The organism is Streptomyces sp. NPDC001980 (assembly GCF_040296885.1).
Lineage (GTDB): Bacteria > Actinomycetota > Actinomycetes > Streptomycetales > Streptomycetaceae > Streptomyces.
In genome coordinates this window covers 13,353-35,294 of record NZ_JBEOYD010000066.1, presented here as the reverse complement: position 1 = coordinate 35,294, position 21,942 = coordinate 13,353, and the positions used below count along the sequence as shown (strand labels likewise).

17 protein-coding genes and 1 pseudogene are annotated in these 21,942 nt (G+C 71.5%); 12 read left to right on the top strand and 6 right to left on the bottom strand.

All coding sequences use genetic code 11. The annotated features are described in order from the left end of the window. Nucleotides 1-593 (top strand): annotated as a pseudogene (locus tag ABT137_RS47795) (hydrolase); the annotation flags it as partial. On the opposite strand, the gene ABT137_RS47790 reads toward ABT137_RS47795, so the two are convergent. Continuing rightward, complete coding sequence (locus ABT137_RS47790; protein WP_351719638.1) at nt 580-3,327, bottom strand: glycoside hydrolase family 2 protein; 2,748 nt, start codon at nt 3,325-3,327, stop codon at nt 580-582. The pseudogene ABT137_RS47795 and the gene ABT137_RS47790 overlap by 14 nt on opposite strands. Nucleotides 3,328-3,439: 112 nt before the next feature. Continuing rightward, a complete protein-coding gene (locus ABT137_RS47785) occupies nt 3,440-4,627 on the bottom strand; it encodes an ROK family transcriptional regulator (RefSeq protein ID WP_351719635.1) in 1,188 nt (395 codons plus the stop codon). A gap of 139 nt (nt 4,628-4,766) precedes the next feature. Here ABT137_RS47785 and ABT137_RS47780 point away from each other — a divergent pair, with 139 nt between their 5' ends. The 3 genes from ABT137_RS47780 to ABT137_RS47770 all read left to right on the top strand — a co-directional run bounded on the left by ABT137_RS47780 (nt 4,767) and on the right by ABT137_RS47770 (nt 7,678). Next, nucleotides 4,767-6,236, top strand: a complete 1,470-nt coding sequence (locus ABT137_RS47780; protein ID WP_351719632.1) for an APC family permease — start codon at nt 4,767-4,769, stop codon at nt 6,234-6,236. A gap of 69 nt (nt 6,237-6,305) precedes the next feature. Further along, nucleotides 6,306-6,827, top strand: coding sequence for a GNAT family N-acetyltransferase (locus ABT137_RS47775; protein ID WP_351719642.1), 522 nt, complete (start codon nt 6,306-6,308; stop codon nt 6,825-6,827). 83 nt (nt 6,828-6,910) lie between these two features. Continuing rightward, the gene (locus tag ABT137_RS47770) at nt 6,911-7,678 is read left to right on the top strand and encodes an ArsR/SmtB family transcription factor (protein ID WP_351719640.1); all 768 of its coding nucleotides are present in this window, start codon (nt 6,911-6,913) and stop codon (nt 7,676-7,678) included. A gap of 75 nt (nt 7,679-7,753) precedes the next feature. Here the strand turns inward: ABT137_RS47770 and ABT137_RS47765 are convergent, their stop codons facing one another. Both ABT137_RS47765 and ABT137_RS47760 read right to left on the bottom strand, forming a co-directional pair. Next, nucleotides 7,754-8,194 carry an SPW repeat protein gene (locus ABT137_RS47765; protein WP_217551956.1) on the bottom strand — a complete coding sequence of 147 codons (441 nt, stop codon included), beginning with the start codon at nt 8,192-8,194 and terminating at the stop codon, nt 7,754-7,756. Between the two features lie 132 nt (nt 8,195-8,326). Then, nucleotides 8,327-9,700 carry a cryptochrome/photolyase family protein gene (locus tag ABT137_RS47760; protein WP_351719630.1) on the bottom strand — a complete coding sequence of 458 codons (1,374 nt, stop codon included), beginning with the start codon at nt 9,698-9,700 and terminating at the stop codon, nt 8,327-8,329. A 174-nt stretch (nt 9,701-9,874) separates the two neighbouring features. On the opposite strand from ABT137_RS47760, the gene ABT137_RS47755 reads away from it, so the two are divergent. Next, nucleotides 9,875-10,075, top strand: coding sequence for a DUF8839 family protein (locus tag ABT137_RS47755; RefSeq protein ID WP_351719628.1), 201 nt, complete (start codon nt 9,875-9,877; stop codon nt 10,073-10,075). On the opposite strand, the gene ABT137_RS47750 is transcribed toward ABT137_RS47755, so the two are convergent. Beyond that, entirely contained in the window at nt 10,064-12,505 is a 2,442-nt protein-coding gene (locus ABT137_RS47750; protein ID WP_351719626.1) for a SpoIIE family protein phosphatase, read from the bottom strand. The two genes, ABT137_RS47755 and ABT137_RS47750, sit on opposite strands and share 12 nt — an antisense overlap. A gap of 246 nt (nt 12,506-12,751) precedes the next feature. On the opposite strand from ABT137_RS47750, the gene ABT137_RS47745 reads away from it, so the two are divergent. The 4 genes from ABT137_RS47745 (at nt 12,752) to ABT137_RS47730 (ending at nt 16,807) form a co-directional block, all read left to right on the top strand. After that, nucleotides 12,752-13,837: an S-(hydroxymethyl)mycothiol dehydrogenase gene (locus tag ABT137_RS47745; RefSeq protein ID WP_351719624.1), complete on the top strand. Its 1,086-nt coding sequence runs from the start codon at nt 12,752-12,754 to the stop codon at nt 13,835-13,837. Nucleotides 13,838-14,098: 261 nt separating this feature from the next. After that, complete coding sequence (locus tag ABT137_RS47740) at nt 14,099-14,461, top strand: bifunctional 3-phenylpropionate/cinnamic acid dioxygenase ferredoxin subunit (RefSeq protein ID WP_351719621.1); 363 nt, start codon at nt 14,099-14,101, stop codon at nt 14,459-14,461. Continuing rightward, complete coding sequence (locus ABT137_RS47735; RefSeq protein WP_351719618.1) at nt 14,458-15,621, top strand: NAD(P)/FAD-dependent oxidoreductase; 1,164 nt, start codon at nt 14,458-14,460, stop codon at nt 15,619-15,621. The genes ABT137_RS47740 and ABT137_RS47735 overlap by 4 nt, the downstream gene beginning before the upstream one ends. A gap of 52 nt (nt 15,622-15,673) precedes the next feature. Further along, nucleotides 15,674-16,807, top strand: a complete 1,134-nt coding sequence (locus tag ABT137_RS47730) for an aromatic ring-hydroxylating oxygenase subunit alpha (protein WP_351719615.1) — start codon at nt 15,674-15,676, stop codon at nt 16,805-16,807. 60 nt (nt 16,808-16,867) lie between these two features. Here ABT137_RS47730 and ABT137_RS47725 read toward each other — a convergent pair whose 3' ends face one another. Next, a complete protein-coding gene (locus tag ABT137_RS47725; RefSeq protein WP_351719612.1) occupies nt 16,868-17,665 on the bottom strand; it encodes an IclR family transcriptional regulator in 798 nt (265 codons plus the stop codon). Nucleotides 17,666-17,814: 149 nt separating this feature from the next. Between ABT137_RS47725 and betA the strand changes: the two genes are divergently transcribed. From betA to ABT137_RS47710, 3 genes are all read left to right on the top strand, one after another. Beyond that, a complete protein-coding gene (gene betA / locus ABT137_RS47720; RefSeq protein ID WP_351719609.1) occupies nt 17,815-19,485 on the top strand; it encodes a choline dehydrogenase in 1,671 nt (556 codons plus the stop codon). Nucleotides 19,486-19,491: 6 nt separating this feature from the next. Further along, complete coding sequence (locus ABT137_RS47715) at nt 19,492-20,328, top strand: methylenetetrahydrofolate reductase (protein WP_351719607.1); 837 nt, start codon at nt 19,492-19,494, stop codon at nt 20,326-20,328. Between the two features lie 142 nt (nt 20,329-20,470). Then, the gene (locus ABT137_RS47710; protein ID WP_351719605.1) at nt 20,471-21,940 is read left to right on the top strand and encodes an aldehyde dehydrogenase family protein; all 1,470 of its coding nucleotides are present in this window, start codon (nt 20,471-20,473) and stop codon (nt 21,938-21,940) included. Nucleotides 21,941-21,942 lie beyond the last annotated feature (2 nt).

Here is a 21,942-nt window from a genome sequence, read left to right as displayed (position 1 = left end):
GCCAGTCCGGCAACACGCTGTACGACGGCTGGAACGACAGCGGCGCCACCAACGCGGCCCTCGCCCTCAACGCCACCGCCTGGCTCACCGGCGCGTCCAGCGGCAGCAGCGGTGGCGGCGGAGGGGGCGGCGGTGGCACCTGCACCTCCGCCCAGCTCCTCGGCAACCCCGGCTTCGAGTCCGGCAACACCACCTGGACCGCCAGCAGCGGGGTCATCACCAACTCCAGCAGCGAGGCGGCCCGCACCGGCTCCTACAAGGCCTGGCTCGACGGCTACGGGTCGGCCCACACCGACACGCTGTCCCAGTCGGTGACCATTCCGTCCGGCTGCTCCGCGACGCTCAGCTTCTACCTGCACGTGGACACCGCGGAGACCACCACCAGCACCGCCTACGACAAGCTGACGGTCACCGCCGGATCCACCACCCTGGCCACGTACTCCAACCTCAACGCGGCCTCCGGATACGTCCTCAAGAGCTTCGACGTCTCCTCCCTGGCCGGCACCACGGCCACCATCAAGTTCTCCGGTGTCGAGGGTTCGACCCTCCAGACGTCCTTCGTCGTCGACGACACCGCGCTCAACGTGAGCTGAGCGGGACGGACGGTTCCGGCAGGCCCGCCGGAACCGTCCGCTCCACCGCGTTCCAGCCGGAGACCCGCACCTGGGGCGACGACCCGTGCAGGTCGGCGGTCCGGTAGGTGGCCGTCAGGGTCGCCGACTCGCCCGGCCACAGGCTGACCTCGTTGTCCGACCACTGGACCGGCAGCACAGGCTTGCCGTTCGCGTCGACCAGGTGGACGTCCGTCAGCAGGGACGGGGTCTTGCCGGTGCCCGTGTTGCGGACGGTGACCGTGGTGGTCGACGTGCCGTCGGTATCCGTCGTCGACGCCGTCGCCGTGACCGGGACCTGGGCCATCGAGGACAGCCCCGTCAGGTCCGCGTAGCTCGTGGTCGGGGTGTGCCACCAGTCGGTCTTCGCCCAGTCGAGGGTGTCGGCCTTGGTGGAGAGCCAGTAGACGTTGCGGCTCACCTCCTTGCCGTCGGCGTCGGTCAGGACCAGCCGCGCCAGGTAGGTGGAGGCCAGCCCGCTCACCGAGGCCGGCAGCGTGAGCGCGGTGCTGTGCGCGCCGTCGCCCTGGACCGAGACGCCGGTGACGGTCTTGTCGTACTTCTGGGTGCCGTCGGGGTTGAAGAGGGTGGCCCGCGCGGTGAGCCCGGAGGCCGGCGTGTGCCGGTTGTTCAGTACGACGACCGAGCGGTCGTCGTACGAGTACTGGACGTGGAGGGGCTCGTTGGCCTTCTTCGCGCCGAAGTAGGCGCCGCCCTTGTCGAGGTAACGGTCCATCAGCTGCCAGTGCAGGGACGTCCAGCCGCTGTTGAACATCCAGTACACGACCCCGGTGGACGGCTTCGAGGCGTCGGTCTGGTTGCGCTCGTACGCCTCGTACTGGGCGCGGACGTTCTCGTACTGGGCGAGCTGGGCCCTGCGGACGTAGTCGGTGAGGCTCTTCGGGGCGCCGTAGCGGCCGGTGAGGGCGGCGTCGTAGATCTTCAGAGTGCCGAAGGTCGCGGACGGCGAGCGGTGGTACTGCTTGGCGTCCGGGTTCTTCCAGAGGGTGTCGAGTTCGGCCGGGGTCAGCATCCGGCGCAGGGTGTCGAGGGTGGGGATGTCGGGTCCTGCGCTGGTCTCCGAGTTGAAGCCGGTGGCGCCGCCCTCACGCTTGGCGTACCAGTAGCCCGGCGGGACCCAGTCGTAGGGGCCGGTCATCTTCATGCCCGAACTGCCCAGCTGGGGCGCCGATTTGTCCGAGGCGGCGGGAACCACCGGGACTCCCCAGTCGGCGGCGTCCAGGGCGTCCAGATATCCCTTCTCGATCTTCGCGTCGGGCGCGGCGTCGCTGCCGATCAGGAAGGAGATCACGCTCGGGTGGTCACGCAGCTGGGCGGCCTCGGCGGCCATCGAGGCCTGGGCGACCGGGTAGTCGGCGGCGGTCCACTTCTCGCCGCTCTCGCCGCTGTTGGTCTGCCCCTCCCACTTGTCGCAGCACTCCCAGCCGGGCAGGGTGAGGACGCCGAGGCGGTCGGCGAGGTCGAAGAACTCGTCGGGCTCGATGTGGCCTTCCAGCCGGATGGCGTTGAGGCCCAGGTCCACGGCGTACCTGAGGCGGTCCTCGGCATAGGTGCGGTCCCAGCGCAGGAACTCGTCCGGTGACCAGCCGCCGCCCTTGATCAGCAGCCGGCGGCCGTTGATCGAGTACTGCCGGGCGCCGTCGGAGTTCAGCGGGGCCCGGACGTCCCGGATGCCGAAGGTCTCGTGGGCGGTGTCCGAAGCCGTGCCGCCGACGGACGCGGTGAGGTCGAGGTCGTGGAGCGGCTGGCCGCCCATCCCCGCGGGCCACCACACCTTCGGGGAGGTCAGGTGCAGCCCCGGGGTGTCGGCGGGGGTGAAGGTGACGGTCCTGGTCTGGTGGGCCGCGAGCTCGACCGACCTGGTGAGGGTCACCCCGGCGACGGTACCGGAGACCTCGGTGGTGACCGGGGTGTCCGAGTCGTTGCGGGCCTGAGCCTTCACCGTCAGGTCGGCCGTCGCGAGGGACGGCACCGCGAGCTTCGTCACCACGTGCGCGTCGCGCAGCGCGACCGGGCCGCCGCGCCGGACCAGGACGTCACGGACGATGCCCATGTTCTGGTCGGGCGGGGGCTGGAGCCAGTCGAGCCAGCCCATGGTGAGGTTCTTGTTCGGGTTGTTGGGCTGGATGCGGAAGGCGACCGTGTTCGTGCCGGCCGTCACCAGGGAGGTGACGTCCAGTTCATGGTGGGTGTAGGCGCCGGTGACCTCGTCGGCCGTGGCGACCCGGTGGCCGTTGACGTACACGTCGGCCGCCGAGATAACCCCGCTGAAGTCCAGGTAGGTGCGGTGCGCGGGGTCCGTGACCGTGAAGTCGCTGCGGTACCACCAGGGGACCTGGAAGGGCGACTTGGGGATCTTCTGGAGATTGGTGGAGACGAAGGGGTCGTCGTAGACGCCGTCGGCGAGGAGCGCGGCGAGGACCGTGGAGCGGGGCCCCGCCGGATACCAGCCCTGCGTCGGGTAGCCGGGGGAGGAGACCGCCGCCGCGGAGTCGCCCACCTCGGCCGTCGACCGGATCGCGTACCCCGACAGCGGGGTCTCGGACCCGGCGGCGGACGGCACACGGGTGATCCGGGCGGGCCCGTGGGCCGGGTCGCGGGCCCCTGCCCAGGCGCTGGTGTTGAGTGAGCAGAGCAGTCCCAGGGCCACGGCGGCCGTGGCGAGGCGGTGTCCGGGGGCACGGCGAGGGAACACGATGGTCTCCAGGCTCGTAAAGTTAGGAAACTTTACTAACCCGGCTCAAGCTAGGGTGCCGCGGAGGCGGTGTCAATCACCGTGGGGCCCGCGCGAGTTGGCGCCGCCACGGTCAGGACGTGCCCGACCTGCGCTCGAAGACCAGGTCACGGGCGGTCCCGAGGGCCGTTGCCACCGCGCCGAGCAGCACCGCGTCCTCGCCGAGCCGGCTGGGTGCCAGCTTCGGGCGCAGCGGGGTGAGGGTGCGCAGGTGGTCCCGCACGGGACGCAGCAGCAGGTCGACGCTGTGGCCGACACCGCCGCCGAGCACCACCAGGTCGGGGTCGAGGACGGCCGCGGCCGCCGCCACCGTGTGCGCGATCCGCTCGCCCTCAAGACGTACCGCCTCGGCGGCGACCTGGTCGCCCTGGCGGGCCGCGTCGAAGACGGACTTCGCGGTGAGCTGCCCGGTCATCCCCAGCCGCCGAGCCGTCTCGACGACGGCCACCCCCGACACCGCGTCCTCAAGGCGTTCGGGCCCCTGCTGCCGCCCAGGCCAGGGCAGGAAGCCGATCTCCCCGGCCAGTCCGTGCGCCCCGGTGAACAGCCGCCCCTCGCTGACCACGCCCATCCCGAGGCCGGTGCCGATCATGATGTAGGCGAACAGCCGGCTGCCCGCCCCGACGCCGTACGTGTACTCGCCGAGGGCCGCGAGGTTGGCGTCGTTGTGCACCTCCAGCGGGACGCCCAGTTCCTCGCGCATCCGGTCGAAGAGGCCCGCGCGCCCCCAGCCCGGCAGATGCATCGCGTACCGCACCCGCCGCTGCCGCTCGTCGTACACGCCCGGAGTGCCCACCACCCCGTGCACCACCTCGGCCGGATCCACCCCGGAGTTGGCGACGACCTGCCGGGCGGTCGCGACCAGCAGGTCGGCCATCGCGCCCGAACCCCGGGCCCGGTTGCGCACGTCGGAGCGGGCGACCAGGGTGCCGTCGAGATCGGCGACCGCCACCCGCAGCCAGGTCCGGCCCACGTCGATGCCGAGCGCGAACCCGGCCGCCGGGTCGGGCGCGTACAGGACGGCCGTGCGGCCGCGCTCCGGCACGTGGGTGCCGACCTCGTGGACCAGGCCCGCCGACTCCAGTGCGGCGAGCGCGCTGGACACGGTCGGCTTCGACAGCCCTGTCTCACGGGCGAGTTGGGCGCGCGAGGCGGAACCGAGCGTGCGCAGCCGGTCCAGCAGCAGCCGCTCGTTGGCGCTGCGCAGGCGCTGCCGGCTCCAGGGCTGCTCCTGCTCCTCTACGACGTCGCTGGCGGCCATCGCACCATTCTCACCGATTCCCGACGCATACTTGACGCATCTAGTAAGGCTCCTTAACTTTATCGGCCATCCCGCCGAGTCGGCCCCCGCCCGTCGTACGCGACCCGCCCGCCTCCCCGTGTCTCGCTCAGGAGCCCCCATGTCTGCTGGTCCCGGTAGTCCCGTCGTCTCGGGCAGTGCGCCACCGACCGGCGGTTTCGTCCGCCGCGTCGGCCTGTTCCAGGCCACCGCCATCAACATGAGCCAGATGTGCGGCATCGGTCCTTTCGTGACCATCCCGCTGATGGTCGCCGCGTTCGGCGGCCCGCAGGCCGTCATCGGCTTCGTCGCGGGCGCGGTGCTCGCGCTCTGCGACGGCCTCGTCTGGGCCGAACTCGGCGCCGCGATGCCCGGCTCCGGCGGCAGTTACGTCTATCTGCGCCAGGCCTTCCAGTACCGCACCGGACGCCTGATGCCGTTCCTGTTCGTGTGGACGGCGATGCTCTTCATCCCGCTGATCATGTCCACCGGCGTGGTCGGCTTCGTCCAGTACCTGGGCTACCTCGCCCCGGGCCTCGGCCAGACCTCCGGCGACCTGATCGGGCTCGGTGTCATCGCCCTCGTGGTGCTCCTGCTCTGGCGCGGCATCGAGCACATCGCCAGGATCACCGCCGTCATGTGGACGGTGATGATCGCCTCGGTGCTGCTGGTGATCGTCGCCGCGGCGACCGACTTCAGCCCCCACCTGGCCTTCACCTACCCGGCCCACGCCTTCGACCTGACGAGCGACCACTTCTGGCTCGGCTTCGCAGCGGGCCTGACCATCGGCATCTACGACTACCTCGGCTACAACACGACCGCCTACATGGGTGCCGAGATCAAGGAACCCGGCCGTGTCCTGCCGCGCTCCATCCTCTTCTCGATCCTCGGCATCATGGCGATCTACCTGCTGCTCCAGATCGGCACGCTCGGCGTCATCGACTGGCACCGCATGACGAACCCGGACGACATCGCCTCGACCTCGGTCGCCTCGGCGGTCCTGGAGAAGACCTGGGGCAAGGGCGCCGCCGACACGGTGACCGTGCTGATCCTGATCACGGCCTTCGCCTCGGTCTTCACCGGCCTGCTCGGCGGCTCCCGGGTGCCCTACGACGCCGCCCGCGACCGCGTCTTCTTCCGCCCCTACGAGAAGCTGCACCCGAAGCACCGCTTCCCGATGCTGGGGCTCGCGACCATGGGTGTGATCACCGCGATCGGCTTCCTGATCGGCCGTCACACCGACCTGGCGACCCTGATCCAGCTGCTCACCACGGTGATGGTGATCGTCCAGGCGCTGGCCCAGATCGTGGCGCTCACGGTGCTGCGCCGCCGGCAGCCGGCCCTGAAGCGGCCGTACCGCATGTGGCTCTACCCGTTGCCGAGCATCGTCGCCTTCGCCGGCTGGTGCGTGATCTACGGCTACGCGGACCGGAACTCCCCGGGCCGCCACCCCATCGAGTGGTCCCTGGCCTGGCTCGCCCTCGGCTGCGTGGCGTTCCTGGTCTGGGCGCGGCTGGAGAAGGTGTGGCCGTTCGGGGTGAAGGAGATCAGCGAGGAGTATCTGACGCCGGAGGAGCCGGCCGTGGTGTAGTGTCCCGACCACACGTCAGCCTCACCCGGCGGTCAACTGCCGCCGGGTGAGGCTTTTTTCATGACCGACATGACAGAGCTCACCGAAGCGGACGTCGTCGTCCGCCCCGCCGTCCCCGAAGACCGCCCCGTCGTCGATCGTCTGTGGCTGCTGTTCCGCCACGACCTGTCCGAGTTCCGTGGACTCCTGCCGAGGTCCGACGGCTCGTTCCGCGACGAGCGCGTCGAGGACGCGTTCTCCGCACCCGGCTGGGCGCCCTACCTCTTCGTCCGGGGCGAGCACCCGGTCGGCTTCGCGTTCGTCCGGGCGCTGGACACTCCCGTGCGGGTGCTCAACAGCTTCTTCGTGGTGCGCGGCGCGCGGCGGACGGGGATCGGGCTGGCTGCCGTCCGTGCGGTCCTCGCCCGTCATCCGGGCCGCTGGGAGATCGCGTTCCAGTACGAGAACCCGGGCGCCGTCGCCTTCTGGCGGCGGGTCGCGGCCGCGGCCGCGGGCGACGCCTGGACCGAGGAGCCCCGGCCGGTGCCGGGCATGCCGGAGCTGCCGCCGGACGTGTGGATCTCGTTCGACACGACTCCCCGAACCGCCTGAACGGCACCGTGCCGGTGGCCGGCGTTGACATGCAAGTAATTACCTGCATAACGTTGGGTGTGCGATCAGAGGACGACAGCGGGATGGACCAGGTCTTCAAGGCGCTGGCCGACGACACCCGCAGGCGACTGCTGGACCGGCTGCACGAGCAGAACGGCCAGACGCTGGGCGAGCTGTGCGAGCGCATCGCGATGACCCGGCAGTCGGTGACCCAGCACCTTGCCGTCCTGGAGGCCGCCAACCTGATCAGCACCGTGCGGCGGGGGCGGGAGAAGCTGCACTACCTCAACCCGGTGCCGCTCCACGAGATCCAGGAGCGGTGGATCGACAAGTTCGAGCGCCCGCGCCTGCGCGCGCTCGGCGACCTGAAGCGACGAGCCGAGGAAGCCATGAGCGACCAGCCCAGCTATGTCTACGTCACCTACATCGCCAGCACCCCCGAGAAGGTCTGGGACGCCCTCACGGACGCCGACCTGACCGCCGTCTACTGGGGGCACTCCAACGTCTCCGACTGGCGGCCCGGCTCCCGCTGGGAGCACGTCCGCACCGACGGCTCCGGCATCGCCGACGTGGTCGGCACCGTCGTCGAGAGCGACCGCCCGACCCGGCTGGTCGCCACCTGGGCCGCGCCCGCGGACGAGGGTGACCCGGGCCGGCACTCCCGGGTCACCTTCGACATCCGCCCGCACGCCGACATCGTCAAGCTCACCGTCACCCACGAGGACCTCAACGACGAGGGCGAACTGCAGGGCATCTCGTCCGGCTGGCCGGCCGTGCTCTCGAACCTGAAGTCCCTCATCGAGACCGGCAGCCCGCTCCCGCAGGAGCCCTGGCTCGTCCCCGGCCGCTGAGCGGACGCGCGGCGGGGCCGGTCCGCCGTCACCGGACCGGCCCCGCTTCCTCCCTTCCAGGGGATGCCGTTGTGCCTAGGTCATAGGCGTCCGCTTGGCCGCCGAAGCGGCGCACACCAGCCCGAGGCAGAGGGCCAGCGCGCCGATGATGACGTTGTTGATGATGACGCCCTTGTCCGGGCTGGTGCCGACCACCCAGGGGGCGATGATCATCCAGATGCCGATGGCGCACATGGCCCAGCTGAGGCCGTACATGCGCTCCGGTGCCCTGGTGAAGCCCAGTGCCAGCAGACCTATCGCTATGCCCATGATCAGGTTGTGGGCCACGAGCGCGGGCTGGCTCGCCGTGTAGTGGAGGATCCACGGGGACGCCGCGCAGTACAGACCGAGCAGGAACACCGGTCCGTCCACGAGCGCCACATCACGGCCGCCGAGCATGCGGGCGTAGCGCTCCCGCATCTCGGAGACATCGGGGTGGCTGGTTATGTCACTTCTGCCGTGCGAGACGTTGGCCATGACTCGTCTCCTTCTCGACTTGCAGGCCTGACCGCGTCTGGTGCGTGCGGTATACGCCGCTAGACAGCATTCTGCTCTTATTTCTTCTTTATGTGTAGTTCTCGGGCGCTCACCGGTTGTTCTCCGGCGGGCTCAGCCGCGCTCCCGGGCCCGCCGGAACCGGGCGAGACCGTCCGCCAGGTCGACGATCGGCTCCGGATAGCCGAGCGCCGCCCGGTCCGGGCCGCCCAGCTTCCACGGCTCGTGCACCCCGGCCCCCGCCAGCGCCGCCAACTCCGGCACCCAGCGCCGTACATACGCTCCGTCGGGGTCGTAACGCTTCGCCTGGGTCACCGGATTGAGGACCCGGTTGGGGCGGGTGTCGGTGCCGGTGCCCGCCACCCACTGCCAGTTGAGCTGGTTGTTCGCCACATCCCCGTCGGCCAGCAGCTCCAGGAAGTGCCGGGCGCCCACCCGCCAGTCGACGTACAGCGTTTTGGCCAGGAAACTCGCCGCCAGCAGCCGCCCTCGGTTGTGCATCCAGCCCTCGTGGCGCAGCTGGCGCATCGCCGCGTCGACGACCGGGTAGCCGGTGCGCCCCGCCCGCCATGCCTCGGCGTCCTCGTCCGCCGCGCGCCCGGTGCGCCAACGGTCGTGTTTCGTCCGGTAGTCGGCCGAGGCCGCCGCCGGCCGTGCGGCCAGCACCTGCCGGTGGAAGTCCCGCCAGGCGAGCTGCCGTACGAACGCATCGGCGCCCGGGCCGCCCGCCTTCCGGGCCCGGTGGACCAGCTCGACGGGGGAGAGCGTCCCGAAGTGGAGGTGCGGCGAGAGCCGGGAGGTCGCGTCGCCCGCCAGGTCGTCGTGCCGGTCCTCGTACGAGCCGATGCCCGCGCGCAGCCAGGCCGCCAGCCGCCCGCGGCCCTCCGCCTCGCCACCGGCGGCCAGGCCCTCCGACACGCCGGACAGCCGGTCGCGGCGCGGCAGCGGCTCGGACCCGACCCCGTCCGGGACCGGGACCCGGCGCGGCGCGGCCATGGCCGTGCGCAGCGGCTGCCGCGCCCACTGCCGGAAGTACGGTGTGAACACCGCGTAGTGGTCCGAGCCGGCCGGGGTCACCGCACCGGCCGGGACCGCCGCGGTCACCGCGTCGTGGACGTGCAGCCGCCGGCCGTCCGTCTCCAGGGCACGACGCAGCCGCTCCTCACGGCGCTGCGCATGCCCGCTGACGTCGGCCGCGAGATGCACCGCGGCGGCGTCCGCCTCGGCCGCCACCTTGCACACCTCCTCGACGAGGTCGCCCGAACGCACCACCAGCCGGCCGCCGCGCTCACGCAGTCCCGTGTCCAGATCACGCAGGCAGTCGGCGAGGAACGCCAGCCGGTTGGGCACGGCGAAGCCGGCCCGGTCCACCGCGCGGTCCCGCACGAACAGCGGCACGACCTCGTCCGAGCCGTCCAGGGCCGCCCGCAGCGGGGGATGGTCGTGCAGACGCAGGTCGGCGGTGAACAGGACGACCGAGACGTTCATGGGGCGGCTCCGGGGCGGTGCGGCGGCAGGCTGCGAAGGCCCCACGCTCCCACTTGCCCGGGCCCGCACGACGGACCGGCGGCCGGCGTCCTTGCGGCGTTTCCGGCATGTCCGCGTCGATCGGGGGCAGCCGCGAGGAAAGGTGAAAACCGACTCGGGAGGTGTGGGACCACCATGGGCGCGAGGGTGCTGGAGCGATTTCCCGCCGGGGCTCCCCGGGGTTCGTGGCCGGCCGAGGAGTACGCGGCGCGGTGCCGGGCCGAGGGCGGGCGGGCGACGGTGGTGATGGACCTCGGCACGGACGCCTTCCTGGTCGTCGTACCCGGCGCGGACGACGACCGGCCCCCGTCCGCGGCGCGCGCGTCAGCCGGGTAGCGACTGCTCGGCCCAGATGGTCTTGCCCCGCGCGTTGTACCGCGTCCCCCAGTTCTGGGCGAGCTGGGTGATGAGGTAGAGACCGCGGCCGCCCTCGTCCGTGTCCCGGGCGCGCCGCACATGGGGCGAGGTGCTGCTGCCGTCCGAGACCTCGCAGATCAGGCTCCGGTCCCGGATCAGGCGCAGCGTGATCGGCGCACCGCCGTACCGCAGGGCGTTCGTCACCAGCTCGCTGACGATGAGCTCGGTGGTGAACGACTCCTCCGCCAGCCCCCACCGGGCCAGTTGCCGTGCCGTCAGCTCCCGTGCCCGGCCGACCATTTGCTCCTGTGCCTCGATCTCCCAGCAGACGTGGGAGTCCGCGGCGAGGCCGGTCATCCGGGCCACCAGGACGGCCACGTCGTCCTGGTGGCCCGGCGGCAGCAGTTCACTGACCAGCGTGTCGCACACCTCCTGCGGAGCGGCGGACGCGGGGGTGCGGGAGAGCGTGGCGCGCATCCGGCGCAGCCCGGTGTCGAAGTCCTGTGCACGTGATTCCAGCAGCCCGTCCGTGTAGAGGACCAGGAGGTCCCCGTCGGCGAGGGCGATCTCGCGCTCCTCGAACACGACTCCGCCCAGCCCCAGGGGCGGGCCGCCGGGCAGGTCCACGAAGTCGACGGCGCCGTCCGCCGAGACGACCGCCGGGGGCGGATGACCGGCGCGCGTCAGCTGGCACAGCCGTGAGACCGGGTCGTACACCGCGTACAGGCAGGTCGCCCCCGTCACCAGGGACACCTCGTCGCCCCGCTCGTCGAGGAACCGGTTCATCTGGTCGTCCAGGTGGGCGAGGAGTTCCACGGGCGACAGGTCGAGGTCCGCGAGGGTGCGGACGGCGCCGCGCAGCCGGCCCATGGTCACCGCCGACTGCAGACCGTGCCCGACCACGTCGCCGACCACGAGCGCCACCCGCGCCCCGGACAGCGGGATCACGTCGAACCAGTCCCCGCCCAGCCCGGTGTGCTCGCTGGCCGGCAGATAGCGGGACGCCGTCCGCACCGCCGAAGGCGACGGCAGCCGCTGGGGGAGCAGACTGCGCCGCAGGGTCCGGGCCGTCGTCCGCTCCCGGTGGTAACGGCTGGCGTTGTCGACGCACACCGCGGTGCGGGTCACGATCTGCTCGGCGAGCCGCACGTCCTCGGGCTCGAACCGGCGAGGGCTGCGCGAGCGCATGAAGACGGCGGTGCCCAGGGCGACACCTCGCGCGAGCATGGGGACGAGCAGCCAGGAGTGCACGTCCGGACCGGCCCCCGGTGCCCGGCGGGGATCCGCGGTCACGGGGCGCAGCTGCTCGTCCGCGAGGAGGACGGACTCGCCCATCGCCAGGGCGTCGAGGAACGGCGAGCCGGGCGCCGTCGCCAGTGTGTCGAGGTCGCCCACCCGCACCGCCCGGGCCCCGCCGGTACCCGTGTCCTCGGCCGCCGCGCCGTCGGACGCGGCCCGGCGCAGCAGCGGGTGGCGCGGCCGTGCGTCGTCGGCCGGCTCCCTGCCGTCCCCTTCGTCCGTGTCGGAGAAGACGGAGTCCAGCAGGTCGACATGGCAGGCGTCGGCGAACCACGGCACCGCGACCTCGGCCAGTTCCCGGGCCGTCTGCCACAGGTCCAGGGTGGTGCCGATCCGGGAGCCCGCCTCGTTGGCCAGGACCAGCCGCTCGCGCGAGCGGACCCGGTGGGTCACGTCGGAGACCACATGGGCCAGCGCGATCACCGTCCCGGACGGATCCCTGAGCGGCAGGATGGACTCCGACCATACGTAGTCGTTGGGCGAACCGGGTACGGGGTGGCCGACGACCTCGGTGTCGATCAGCGCCTCGCCGGTCTCCAGCACCCGCCGCTGCCGCTCCTCCAGCGCGTCGATGTCCAGCAGGCCGGGCGGGGCCATCTCGCGCATCGTGTGCCCGGAGTACTGGGCATCCCGGAACACCCCGGCGCGCCGCTGCGCGAGGTTCTGGGCGATGAACCGCTGCCGCGTGTCGAAGAGGTCGATGTGGAAGGGGATGTCGGTGAACAGCCCCTGCAACAGGGCACGACCGAATTCGAACGTGCGGTACGCTTCCGCCCCGGCCGCCTGTACGAGCCACCGCTGCTCGCCGTCCGCGGCGGTGAGGGAGCGCACCCAGACCTCGACCTCGACCGGTTCCCCGTCGCGCCGCCGCAGCACCAGCGGTCCCTCGCGGACCCCCTCCGCCCACCGCCGGACCACGTGCGCGGCCTCGGCGGGGTCGTGCAGCAGGTCGTCCGCACGCCGGCCCAGCACCTCCCGCGCCGGGTGACCGAGCAGCGCCTCGGCGCCCGGCCCCCAGGCCGCCACCCGGCCCTGCGCGTCCAGCAGCGCCTCCGCCTCGCCCCCGGGCTCCGGGAGCTCGCCGCGGCCGTCGAAGGTGATGTCGCGCATCCTCACCTCGGGCACATCCGTGCCGGACTCGGGATGTGGGGGTTTGTAGTGTTTGTGGAATAAATGATACCTGCGCGTGCGCTGCCGACCCCTTGTGCATGCGAGGAAGGCCCCGGGTGTGCCTGATGCGGGGCTGCTGCCGGATCCTTGACCCCCGCTGGGCCCTCCGCGATGCTGTGTTGCGAAACACGAGATGCGTGCCGCATTGGGCAACATCTCGCCACCTCTTTCAGTCGAGGAGTGGCCATGTCCCAGCAGGTCCGTGCCGTCGTCGCGCGGAGCAAGGGCGCCCCCGTCAGCCTGGAGACCATCGTCGTGCCCGACCCCGGTCCGGGTGAGGCGCTGGTCAGGATCGAGGCCTGCGGGGTCTGCCACACCGATCTGCACTACCGAGAGGGCGGGATCAGCGACGACTTCCCGTTCCTGCTGGGGCACGAGGCGGCGGGGGTCGTCGAGGCGGTCGGCGACGACGTCACCGACGTGGCACCCGGGGACTTCGTGATCCTCAACTGGCGTGCGGTGTGCGGCCAGTGCCGGGCCTGTCTGCGCGGGCGGCCGTGGTACTGCTTCGCCACCCACAATGCCAAGCAGCGGATGACCCTCACCGACGGGACGGAACTCTCGCCCGCCCTCGGGATCGGCGCCTTCGCCGAGAAGACGCTGGTGGCGGCCGGGCAGTGCACCAAGGTCGACCGGCGCGCGTCGGCGGCGGCCGCCGGACTGCTGGGCTGCGGCGTGATGGCGGGCATCGGGGCGGCCCTCAACACCGGCAACGTCGGCCGCGGCGACAGCGTCGCCGTGATCGGCTGCGGGGGCGTCGGCGCGGCGGCCGTCCTCGGCTCGAACCTGGCCGGCGCGGCGCGCGTCATCGCCGTGGACATCGACGACCGCAAGCTGGACACGGCGCGCAGGCTCGGCGCCACCCACACGGTCAACTCCAAGGAGACCGACGCCGTCGAGGCGATCCGCGACCTGACCGGCGGCTTCGGTGCCGACGTCGTCATCGAGGCGGTCGGCCGCCCGGAGACCTACCGGCAGGCCTTCTACGCCCGCGACCTCGCCGGCACCGTCGTCCTGGTCGGCGTACCCACCCCCGAGATGAAACTGGAACTGCCGCTGCTGGACGTCTTCGGCCGCGGCGGGGCGCTCAAGTCGTCCTGGTACGGCGACTGTCTGCCCTCCCGGGACTTCCCGATGCTCATCGACCTGTACCTGCAGGGCCGCCTCGACCTGGACGCCTTCGTCACCGAGACCGTCCAGCTCGACGAGGTCGAGAAGGCCTTCGAGCGCATGCACCACGGTGACGTGCTGCGTTCGGTGGTGCTCCTGTGACGGGCGACCGCGGTCTCTGACCGCCCGCCGACGAAGCGGCCCTGCCCCGGTCACGGCACCGGGGCAGGGCCGTACCCGCACTTCACACGGTGCCTGTTTGGCCTGCTCACGCACGCTTTCGAGGGCGCTTCGGCGTGCCCGGAGGACCGCCGTCGCGGCCCGCGCAAACCGGCGCGTGAACTTCTTGACAACGCTTCGCGGCGGCCCCCAGACTGACGTTGCGCTAACCGCAATCCGTTTCGCTATACGCACCGAGGTGTCATGATGATTCCCGCGTGCCGTCTCGCGGATCTGCCGCGAGGCGAGGCCCACCGGCTCGACATCGACCCGCCCGTCTCGGTGTTCCACACCGATGACGGCGAGCTCTTCGCCATCGACGACACCTGCACCCACCAGGACGCCTCGCTCGCCGACGGCTGGCTGGAGGGCTGCGAGGTGGAATGTCCCTTGCACGCCTCCAAGTTCGACCTGCGCACCGGCGCCGTGGACGCACCCCCGGCCAAGCGCCCGGTCCGCACCCACGAGGTCGTGGTGGCGGACGGAACGGTCTACGTCCGGCTCTCCGCCGACGCGCCCAACCTGCCGCCGTGCGTCTCCGCCCGCCTCGCCGGGGGCGCGGCGTGAGGACCGTCGCCGTGGTGGGCGCCTCGCTGGCCGGACTGTCGGCCGCGCGCTCGCTGCGGCAGCGGGGGTACGACGGCCGGCTGGTCGTCGTCGGTGACGAGCCCCACCGCCCGTACGACAGGCCGCCGTTGTCCAAGGAGTTCCTGGCCGGCACCCTCGGCGAGGCGGACCTGGTGCTGGAGCGCGACGACGAGGACCTCGGGGCGGAGTGGCTGCTCGGCACCCGGGCCGTCGGTCTCGACCGCACCCGGCGGGCGATCCGTCTCGCCGACGGCGGGGAGGTCCGCGCCGACGGCATGGTCGTCGCGACCGGCGCCGCCGCCCGTACCCTGCCCGGCACCGAGGGCCTCGCCGGCGTCCACACGCTGCGCACCCTCGACGACGCCCGCGCGCTGCGGGAGGACCTCGCAAGGGGCGGCCGCCTGGTGGTGATCGGCGGCGGGTTCGTCGGCGCCGAGGTCGCCTCCACCGCCTACGCCCTCGGTCTCGACGTCACCGTGATCGAGGCGGCCCCGACCCCGCTGGCGGGACCGCTCGGCGAGACCATGGGCGCCGTCGTCTCCGCACTCCACGCCGACCACGGGGTACGGCTGTTGTGCGGGGTGGGGGTCAAGGGGCTGAGCGGCGAGCGCCAGGTGGCGGCCGTGCTGCTCGAAGACGGCCGCAGCGTGCCCGCCGACACCGTCGTCGTCGGGGTCGGGGCGCGCCCCTCGGTCGAGTGGCTGGCGGGCTCGGGCGTCGTGCTCGACAACGGCGTGAAGTGCGGCGCCGACGGCCGCACCAGCGTGGCCGGGGTGGTCGCCGTCGGCGACTGCGCCAACTGGTACGACCCGCACACCGGCACCCACCGCAGGATCGAGCACTGGACCGGCGCGCTGGAACGGCCGGACACCGCCGTCGCCACGCTGCTCGCGCACGGCGCGCGGGATCCGGGGGCGCCCCGGCCGCCGTACTTCTGGTCCGACCAGTACGGCGTGAAGATCCAGTTCGTCGGCCACGCCGCCGGGGCCGACAGCGTGACGGTCGAGGAGGGCTCGACCGACGACCGCAGCTTTCTCGCCGTGTACCGGCGGGCGGGCCGCCAGGTCGCCGTGCTCGGGATGAACCAGCCGCGGCTGTTCACCCGGGCCCGCAAGCAGTTCGGCACCGCCGCGTCCTGACCCGGCGCCCGCGCCACCCCACCGATCCACGACGTCCTCCGAGGAGTGCACCGTGACCTCGACCAGCCTGCCGGACAGCCTGATCGCCACCCTCCCCGGCTCCGCCTACACCGATCCCGGGATCTTCACCCAGGAGCAGGAGCGCATCTTCGAGACGATGTGGTTCTGCGTCGCCCGCGCCGCGGACCTGCCGAAGCCCGGCGCCTTCCGCACCGTCGACGTGGGCCGCGAGAGCATCCTCGTCACCCGGGCCCGGGACCGGTCGATCCGCGCCTACTTCAACGTCTGCCGGCACCGCGGGGCCAAGCTCTGCACGGAGGAGACCGGCGAGGTCGCACGTGCCTTCCAGTGCCCGTACCACGCATGGACCTACGGCCTCGACGGCAAGCTGGTCGCCGCGCCCAACCTCACCAAGATGCCCGACGTCGGCCGTACCGAGTTCGGCCTGGTGAACGTGGCCGTCCGGGAGTGGCTCGGCTATGTGTGGGTGTGTCTCGCGGAGAATCCGCCGTCCTTCGAGGAGGACGTGATCGGGGCGGCGGTCGAGCGGCTGGGCGACGTCGAGTCGATCGACCGCTACGGCATCGAGGACCTCGCCGTCGGCCGGCGGATCGTCTACGACGTCAAGGCCAACTGGAAGCTCATCATCGAGAACTTCATGGAGTGCTACCACTGCGCCACCATCCACCCCGAACTCACCGAGGTGCTGCCCGAGTTCGCCGACGGCTACGCGGCGCAGTACTACGTCGGGCACGGCGCCGAGTTCGGCGAGGACGTCGAGGGCTTCACCGTCGACGGTTCCGAGGGGCTCGACCGCATTCCGGGGGTCTCGGCGGACCAGGACCGGCGGTACTACGCGATCACCGTCAAACCGCAGGTGTTCATCAACCTGGTGCCGGACCACGTGATATTCCACCGGATGTACCCGGTGGCCGTCGACCGCACGATCGTCGAGTGCGACTGGCTCTACCTCCCGCACGTCGTCGAGAGCGGCAAGGACGTCAGCCGGTCCGTGGAGCTCTTCGACCGGGTCAACCGCCAGGACTTCGAGGCCTGCGAGCGCACGCAGCCCGGCATGAGCTCACGGCTGTACGCCAAGGGCGGGGTGCTGGTGCCCAGCGAGCACCACATCGGCGCCTTCCACGACTGGGTCCACGAGCGGCTCGGCACCCGGCAGCCGGAGTGACGCGCGTGGCCCGCGCGGGAGGGGCGGACGCGGGCCGTACGGCGGTCGTTCCGCGGGCGCTCAGCCCAGGTACCCCATGCGGTGGCTGATCTCCTCCGCGCCCTTCACCAGCACCGGGGCCAGCTCGTGCATGCGCTCCTCGGTGAACCGGTAGGACGGCCCGGACGCGCTGATCGACGCGATGACCGTCCCCTCCCGGTCCCGGATCGGCGCGGCCATCGCGTGCAGCCCGATCTCCAGCTCCTCCAGCGTCCAGGCGTAACCGCGCTCCCGGGCCTCGGCGAGGTTCTTCTCCAGCTTCGCCTTCGAGGAGATGGTGTGCGGGGTCAGCTTCTTCAGGCCCCCGTCCGAGATCAGCGCGGCGCGCTCCGTGGCGGGCCGGTGGGCCAGCATGATCTTGCCGCTGGAGGTGGCGTGCAGCGGGGTCAGCTGGCCGACCCAGTTGTGCGCGCTGACGGCGGCGGCGCCGCGCACCTGGTAGAGGTTGATCGCGTAGTGCTCCTGCATCACCGCGATGTTGACCGTCTCGCCGATCTCCTCGGCCAGCCGCTCGCACACCACCCGGCCCTGCTGGGTGACGTCGATGCGTCCTGTCACGGCTCCGGCCAGGCGTACGATGCCGAAGCCGAGCGAGTACTTGCCACGCTCGCCCGACTGCTCCACGAGACCGCGCGCCTCCAGGGCGCCGAGCAGACGGAACGCGGTCGACTTGTGAACATCGATCTCGGCGGCCACCTCGCTCACCCCCGCCTCGCCGCGCTGGGCCAGGATCTCCAGGACGCTGATGGCGCGGTCGACGGACTGCACGCCGCCAGAAGATGAGCCGTTCGTTTCGGTATCCGGACTGAAGTTGCTCATAGCGAAACTATACGCGCAGTAAACAACGCGCTCCAAGTAACGCGATGTGAACAAAGATCTTACAAGTTGCGTTGTTCGCAACCTGGTGCGTATAGCGATACCCGTACTAGCATGCCGCGCAATCGACGGCGCGAGCGAGACGAGGCACCATGGCTCCCTTGCAGTACGACTTCGTCATCGTCGGCGGCGGCTCGGCCGGCAGTGCACTGGCGAACCGGCTCTCGGCCGACCCCGGCAACCGGGTGCTCGTCCTGGAGGCAGGCCGCCCCGACTACCCGTGGGACGTCTTCATCCACATGCCCGCGGCGCTGACCTACCCCATCGGCAGCCGCTTCTACGACTGGAAGTACGAGTCCGAGCCCGAGCCCCACATGGGCGGCCGCCGTATCTACCACGCCCGCGGCAAGGTGCTCGGCGGCTCCAGCAGCATCAACGGCATGATCTTCCAGCGCGGCAACCCCATGGACTACGAGCGTTGGGCCGCCGACCCCGGCATGGAGAGCTGGGACTACGCGCACTGCCTGCCGTACTTCCGCCGGATGGAGAACTGCCTCGCCGCCGACCCGGACGACGAGTTCCGCGGCCACGACGGCCCCCTCGTTCTGGAGCGCGGCCCGGCCACCAACCCGCTCTTCTCCGCCTTCCTCCAGGCCACCGAGGAGGCGGGCTACGCGCCCACGGACGACGTCAACGGCTACCGGCAGGAGGGCTTCGCCAAGTTCGACCGCAACGTCCACCGCGGCCGGCGCCTGTCGGCGTCCAAGGCGTACCTCAAGCCCGCCGGGAAGCGGCCCAACCTCACCGTGAAGACCCGCGCCCTCGTCACCCGCGTCCTCTTCGAGGGCAAGAAGGCCGTCGGCGTCGAGTACCGGCGCGGCAAGGGTGCCCTCCAGCAGGTCCGCGCCAGGGAAGTGATCCTCTGCGGCGGCGCGATCAACTCCCCGCAGCTGCTCCAGCTCTCCGGCGTCGGCAACGCGAAGGAACTCACCGCCCTCGGCATCGACGTCGTCCACGACCTGCCGGGCGTCGGCGAGAACCTCCAGGACCACCTGGAGGTGTACATCCAGTACGCCTGCAAACAGCCCGTCTCCGTCCAGCCGTACCTCGCGAAGTGGCGGGCCCCCTTCATCGGCCTCCAGTGGCTGTTCCGCAAGGGCCCGGCCGCGACGAACCACTTCGAGGCCGGCGGCTTCTGCCGCAGCAACGACGACGTGGACTATCCCAACCTGATGTTCCACTTCCTGCCCATCGCGGTCCGCTACGACGGCTCGGTGCCCGCCGGCGGCCACGGCTACCAGGTCCACGTCGGACCCATGTACTCCGACACCCTCGGCTCGGTGAAGATCCGGAGCAAGGACCCGCGCGAACACCCGGCCCTGCGCTTCAACTACCTCTCCACCGAGCAGGACCGCCGCGAGTGGGTCGAGGCGATCCGGGTCGCCCGCAACCTCCTCGACCAGCCCGCACTCGCCCCCTACAACGACGGGGAGATCTCACCCGGCCCGTCCGTGGCGACCGACGAGGAGATCCTCGCCTGGGTCGCCAAGGACGGCGAGACCGCCCTGCACCCGTCCTGCACCTGCAAGATGGGCACGGACGAGATGTCCGTCGTGGACCCGAGCAGCATGCGGGTGCACGGCGTGGAGGGCCTGCGCGTGGTGGACGCCTCGGTGATGCCGTACGTCACCAACGGCAACATCTATGCCCCGGTGATGATGATCGCGGAGAAGGCGGCCGACCTCATCCTCGGCAAGGAGCCGCTGCCGCCGTCGAAGGCCGTGTACTACCGGCTCCGCGACGCCCAGAAGCAGGCCGGGTAGACCGCCATGGGTGCCGAGGCGCTGCGGGCGCTGCTCGCCCGCGTCCGCTACGAGGTGCTGCCGGCGCGGGCGACCGAGGAGAAGGTCCTCGCCCACGTGCCGCGCGACGTCGTGGTCGCGGTCACGGCGTCGCCGGTCAAGGGCCTGGAACCGACCCTCGCCCTCACCGAGCGGCTCACGGCGGACGGCTACCGGGTCGTCCCGCACGTCCCCGGGCGCCTGCTGCGTGACGACACCCACCTGAAGGACGTCACCGAGCGGCTGCGCGCGGCCGGCGTGGACGACCTCTTCGTCCCGGCGGGCGACGCCGATCCGCCCGCCGGGATGTACGAGGGAGCCCTGCCGGTGCTGCGCCGGCTCACCGAGATGGGCAGACCCTTCGCGGAGACGGGGATCACCGGCTATCCGGAGAGCCATCCCCTCATCCACGACGACCTCACCATCCAGGCGATGTGGGACAAGCGGGCGCACGCCACCTACATCGTCAGCAACCTCTGCTTCGACCCGCGCGTGCTCGGTGACTGGCTCGCCCGGATCCGGCGCCGTGACGTCACCCTGCCCGTGTATCTCGGCGTGTCCGGGCCCGTCCAGCGGGCCAAGCTGCTGGCCATGGCGACGAAGATCGGGGTGGGGGAGTCGACCCGCTTCCTGACCAAGCACACCTCGTGGTTCCTGCGCTTCGCGGCACCGGGCGGCTACGACCCGGAGCGGCTGCTCACCCGGGGCGCGCCGGCGTTCACCGCGCCGTCGGCGGCCGTGGCGGGTCTCCATCTGTTCACCTTCAACCAGGTCGCCGAGACGGAGCGGTGGCGCCGTGCGCTGCTGGACCGGCTGGGCGGCTGACCCACCCCCGAGGGTGCCGTTTTCGCGGCCGAATCGGGATACGCGGAGCCCTTGACGGGTGTCAGTACATTCGGTCAGGGTGTTCCACCAAAAGCAATCCAATGCACAATGCGCAACGAATTCGGGCTCGAAGGGCGCGGCCGTGGCAGATCTGTATGTGGATGGGAAATGGCGCGCGGCGGTGGCCGGCGGTCACCGCGAGATCCGCTGTCCGGCGGACGGCACCCTCGTCGCGACGGTCTCGGAGGCGACCCGCCCCGACACGGAGGCGGCGATCGGCGCGGCCCGGCGCGCGTTCGACGAGGGCCCCTGGCCGCGCACCCCCGAGCGCGAACGCGGCGCCCTGCTGCTCCGCACCGCCGCCATCATCGAGCGCGACGCCAAGGAGTTCGCCCGCGCCGAGTCCCTGGACACCGGCAAGCGCCTGGTGGAGAGCGAGTACGACATCGCCGACGTCGTCTCCTGCCTCCGCTACTACGGCGGCATCGCCGGCACCGACGCCGGCCGGGTGATCGACACCGGACGTGAGGACGCCGTCAGCCGCGTCGGGTACGAGCCGGTCGGCGTGTGCGGACTGATCACCCCGTGGAACTACCCGCTGCTGCAGGCCAGTTGGAAGGTCGCGCCCGCCCTGGTCGCGGGCAACACGTTCGTCCTCAAGCCCAGCGAGCTGACCCCCTCGACCGCGATCCTGCTCGTGAAGGCCCTGGAGGAGGCCGGACTCCCGCCGGGTGTCGGCAACCTCGTGCTCGGCGCCGGACCCGAGGCCGGTGCCGCGCTCTCCGAGGACCCCGCCGTCGACATGGTGTCCTTCACCGGCGGTCTGGAGACCGGCAAGCGGATCATGGCCACCGCCGCGGCGACCGTGAAGAAGGTCGCGCTGGAGCTGGGCGGCAAGAACCCCAACGTCGTCTTCGCCGACGCCGACTTCGACACCGCCGTCGACTTCGCGCTCACCGCCGTCTTCCTGCACTCCGGGCAGGTCTGCTCGGCCGGCGCCCGGCTGATCGTCGAGGACTCGATCCACGACGCCTTCGTCGACGAGGTAGTGCGCCGCGCCCGACTGATCAGGCTCGGCGGCCCCTTCGACCCCGAGGCCGAGACCGGCGCGCTGATCTCCGCGCAGCACCGCGAGAAGGTCGAGGCGTACGTCGCCGCCGGTCTCGCCGAGGGCGCCGTGCTGCGCTGCGGCGGCACCCGCCCCGACGACCCCGCGCTCGCGAACGGCTTCTACTACCCGCCCACCGTCCTCGACGAGTGCCGCCAGGACATGCGCGTGGTGCACGAGGAGTCCTTCGGACCCGTGCTCACCGTCGAACGCTTCCGGGACGAGGACGACGCCGTCCGCATCGCCAACGACACGGAGTACGGCCTCGCCGGAGCAGTCTGGACGCAGGACGCGGGCAAGGCACAGCGGGTCGCCCGCCGGCTGCGCCACGGCACCGTCTGGATCAACGACTACCACCCCTATGTGCCGCAGGCGGAATGGGGTGGCTTCGGGCACTCGGGCGTGGGCCGCGAGCTGGGACCGACCGGCCTGGACGAGTACCGAGAGCCCAAGCACGTCTGGCAGAACATCCAACCCCGGCCGCAGCACTGGTTCCGCGGCTGACG

What these genes read in the sequence shown, in the direction of transcription:
- ABT137_RS47760 (WP_351719630.1), bottom strand. Translation starts at nt 9,700, where the DNA reads ATGAACGTCTCGGTCGTCCTGTTCACCGCCGACCTGCGTCTGCACGAC.
- ABT137_RS47780 (WP_351719632.1), top strand. Translation starts at nt 4,767, where the DNA reads ATGTCTGCTGGTCCCGGTAGTCCCGTCGTCTCGGGCAGTGCGCCACCG.
- betA (WP_351719609.1), top strand. Translation starts at nt 17,815, where the DNA reads ATGGCTCCCTTGCAGTACGACTTCGTCATCGTCGGCGGCGGCTCGGCC.
- ABT137_RS47725 (WP_351719612.1), bottom strand. Translation starts at nt 17,665, where the DNA reads ATGAGCAACTTCAGTCCGGATACCGAAACGAACGGCTCATCTTCTGGC.
- ABT137_RS47765 (WP_217551956.1), bottom strand. Translation starts at nt 8,194, where the DNA reads ATGGCCAACGTCTCGCACGGCAGAAGTGACATAACCAGCCACCCCGAT.
- ABT137_RS47775 (WP_351719642.1), top strand. Translation starts at nt 6,306, where the DNA reads ATGACAGAGCTCACCGAAGCGGACGTCGTCGTCCGCCCCGCCGTCCCC.
- ABT137_RS47750 (WP_351719626.1), bottom strand. Translation starts at nt 12,505, where the DNA reads ATGCGCGACATCACCTTCGACGGCCGCGGCGAGCTCCCGGAGCCCGGG.
- ABT137_RS47785 (WP_351719635.1), bottom strand. Translation starts at nt 4,627, where the DNA reads ATGGCCGCCAGCGACGTCGTAGAGGAGCAGGAGCAGCCCTGGAGCCGG.
- ABT137_RS47770 (WP_351719640.1), top strand. Translation starts at nt 6,911, where the DNA reads ATGGACCAGGTCTTCAAGGCGCTGGCCGACGACACCCGCAGGCGACTG.
- ABT137_RS47755 (WP_351719628.1), top strand. Translation starts at nt 9,875, where the DNA reads ATGGGCGCGAGGGTGCTGGAGCGATTTCCCGCCGGGGCTCCCCGGGGT.
- ABT137_RS47715 (WP_351719607.1), top strand. Translation starts at nt 19,492, where the DNA reads ATGGGTGCCGAGGCGCTGCGGGCGCTGCTCGCCCGCGTCCGCTACGAG.
- ABT137_RS47740 (WP_351719621.1), top strand. Translation starts at nt 14,099, where the DNA reads ATGATGATTCCCGCGTGCCGTCTCGCGGATCTGCCGCGAGGCGAGGCC.
- ABT137_RS47745 (WP_351719624.1), top strand. Translation starts at nt 12,752, where the DNA reads ATGTCCCAGCAGGTCCGTGCCGTCGTCGCGCGGAGCAAGGGCGCCCCC.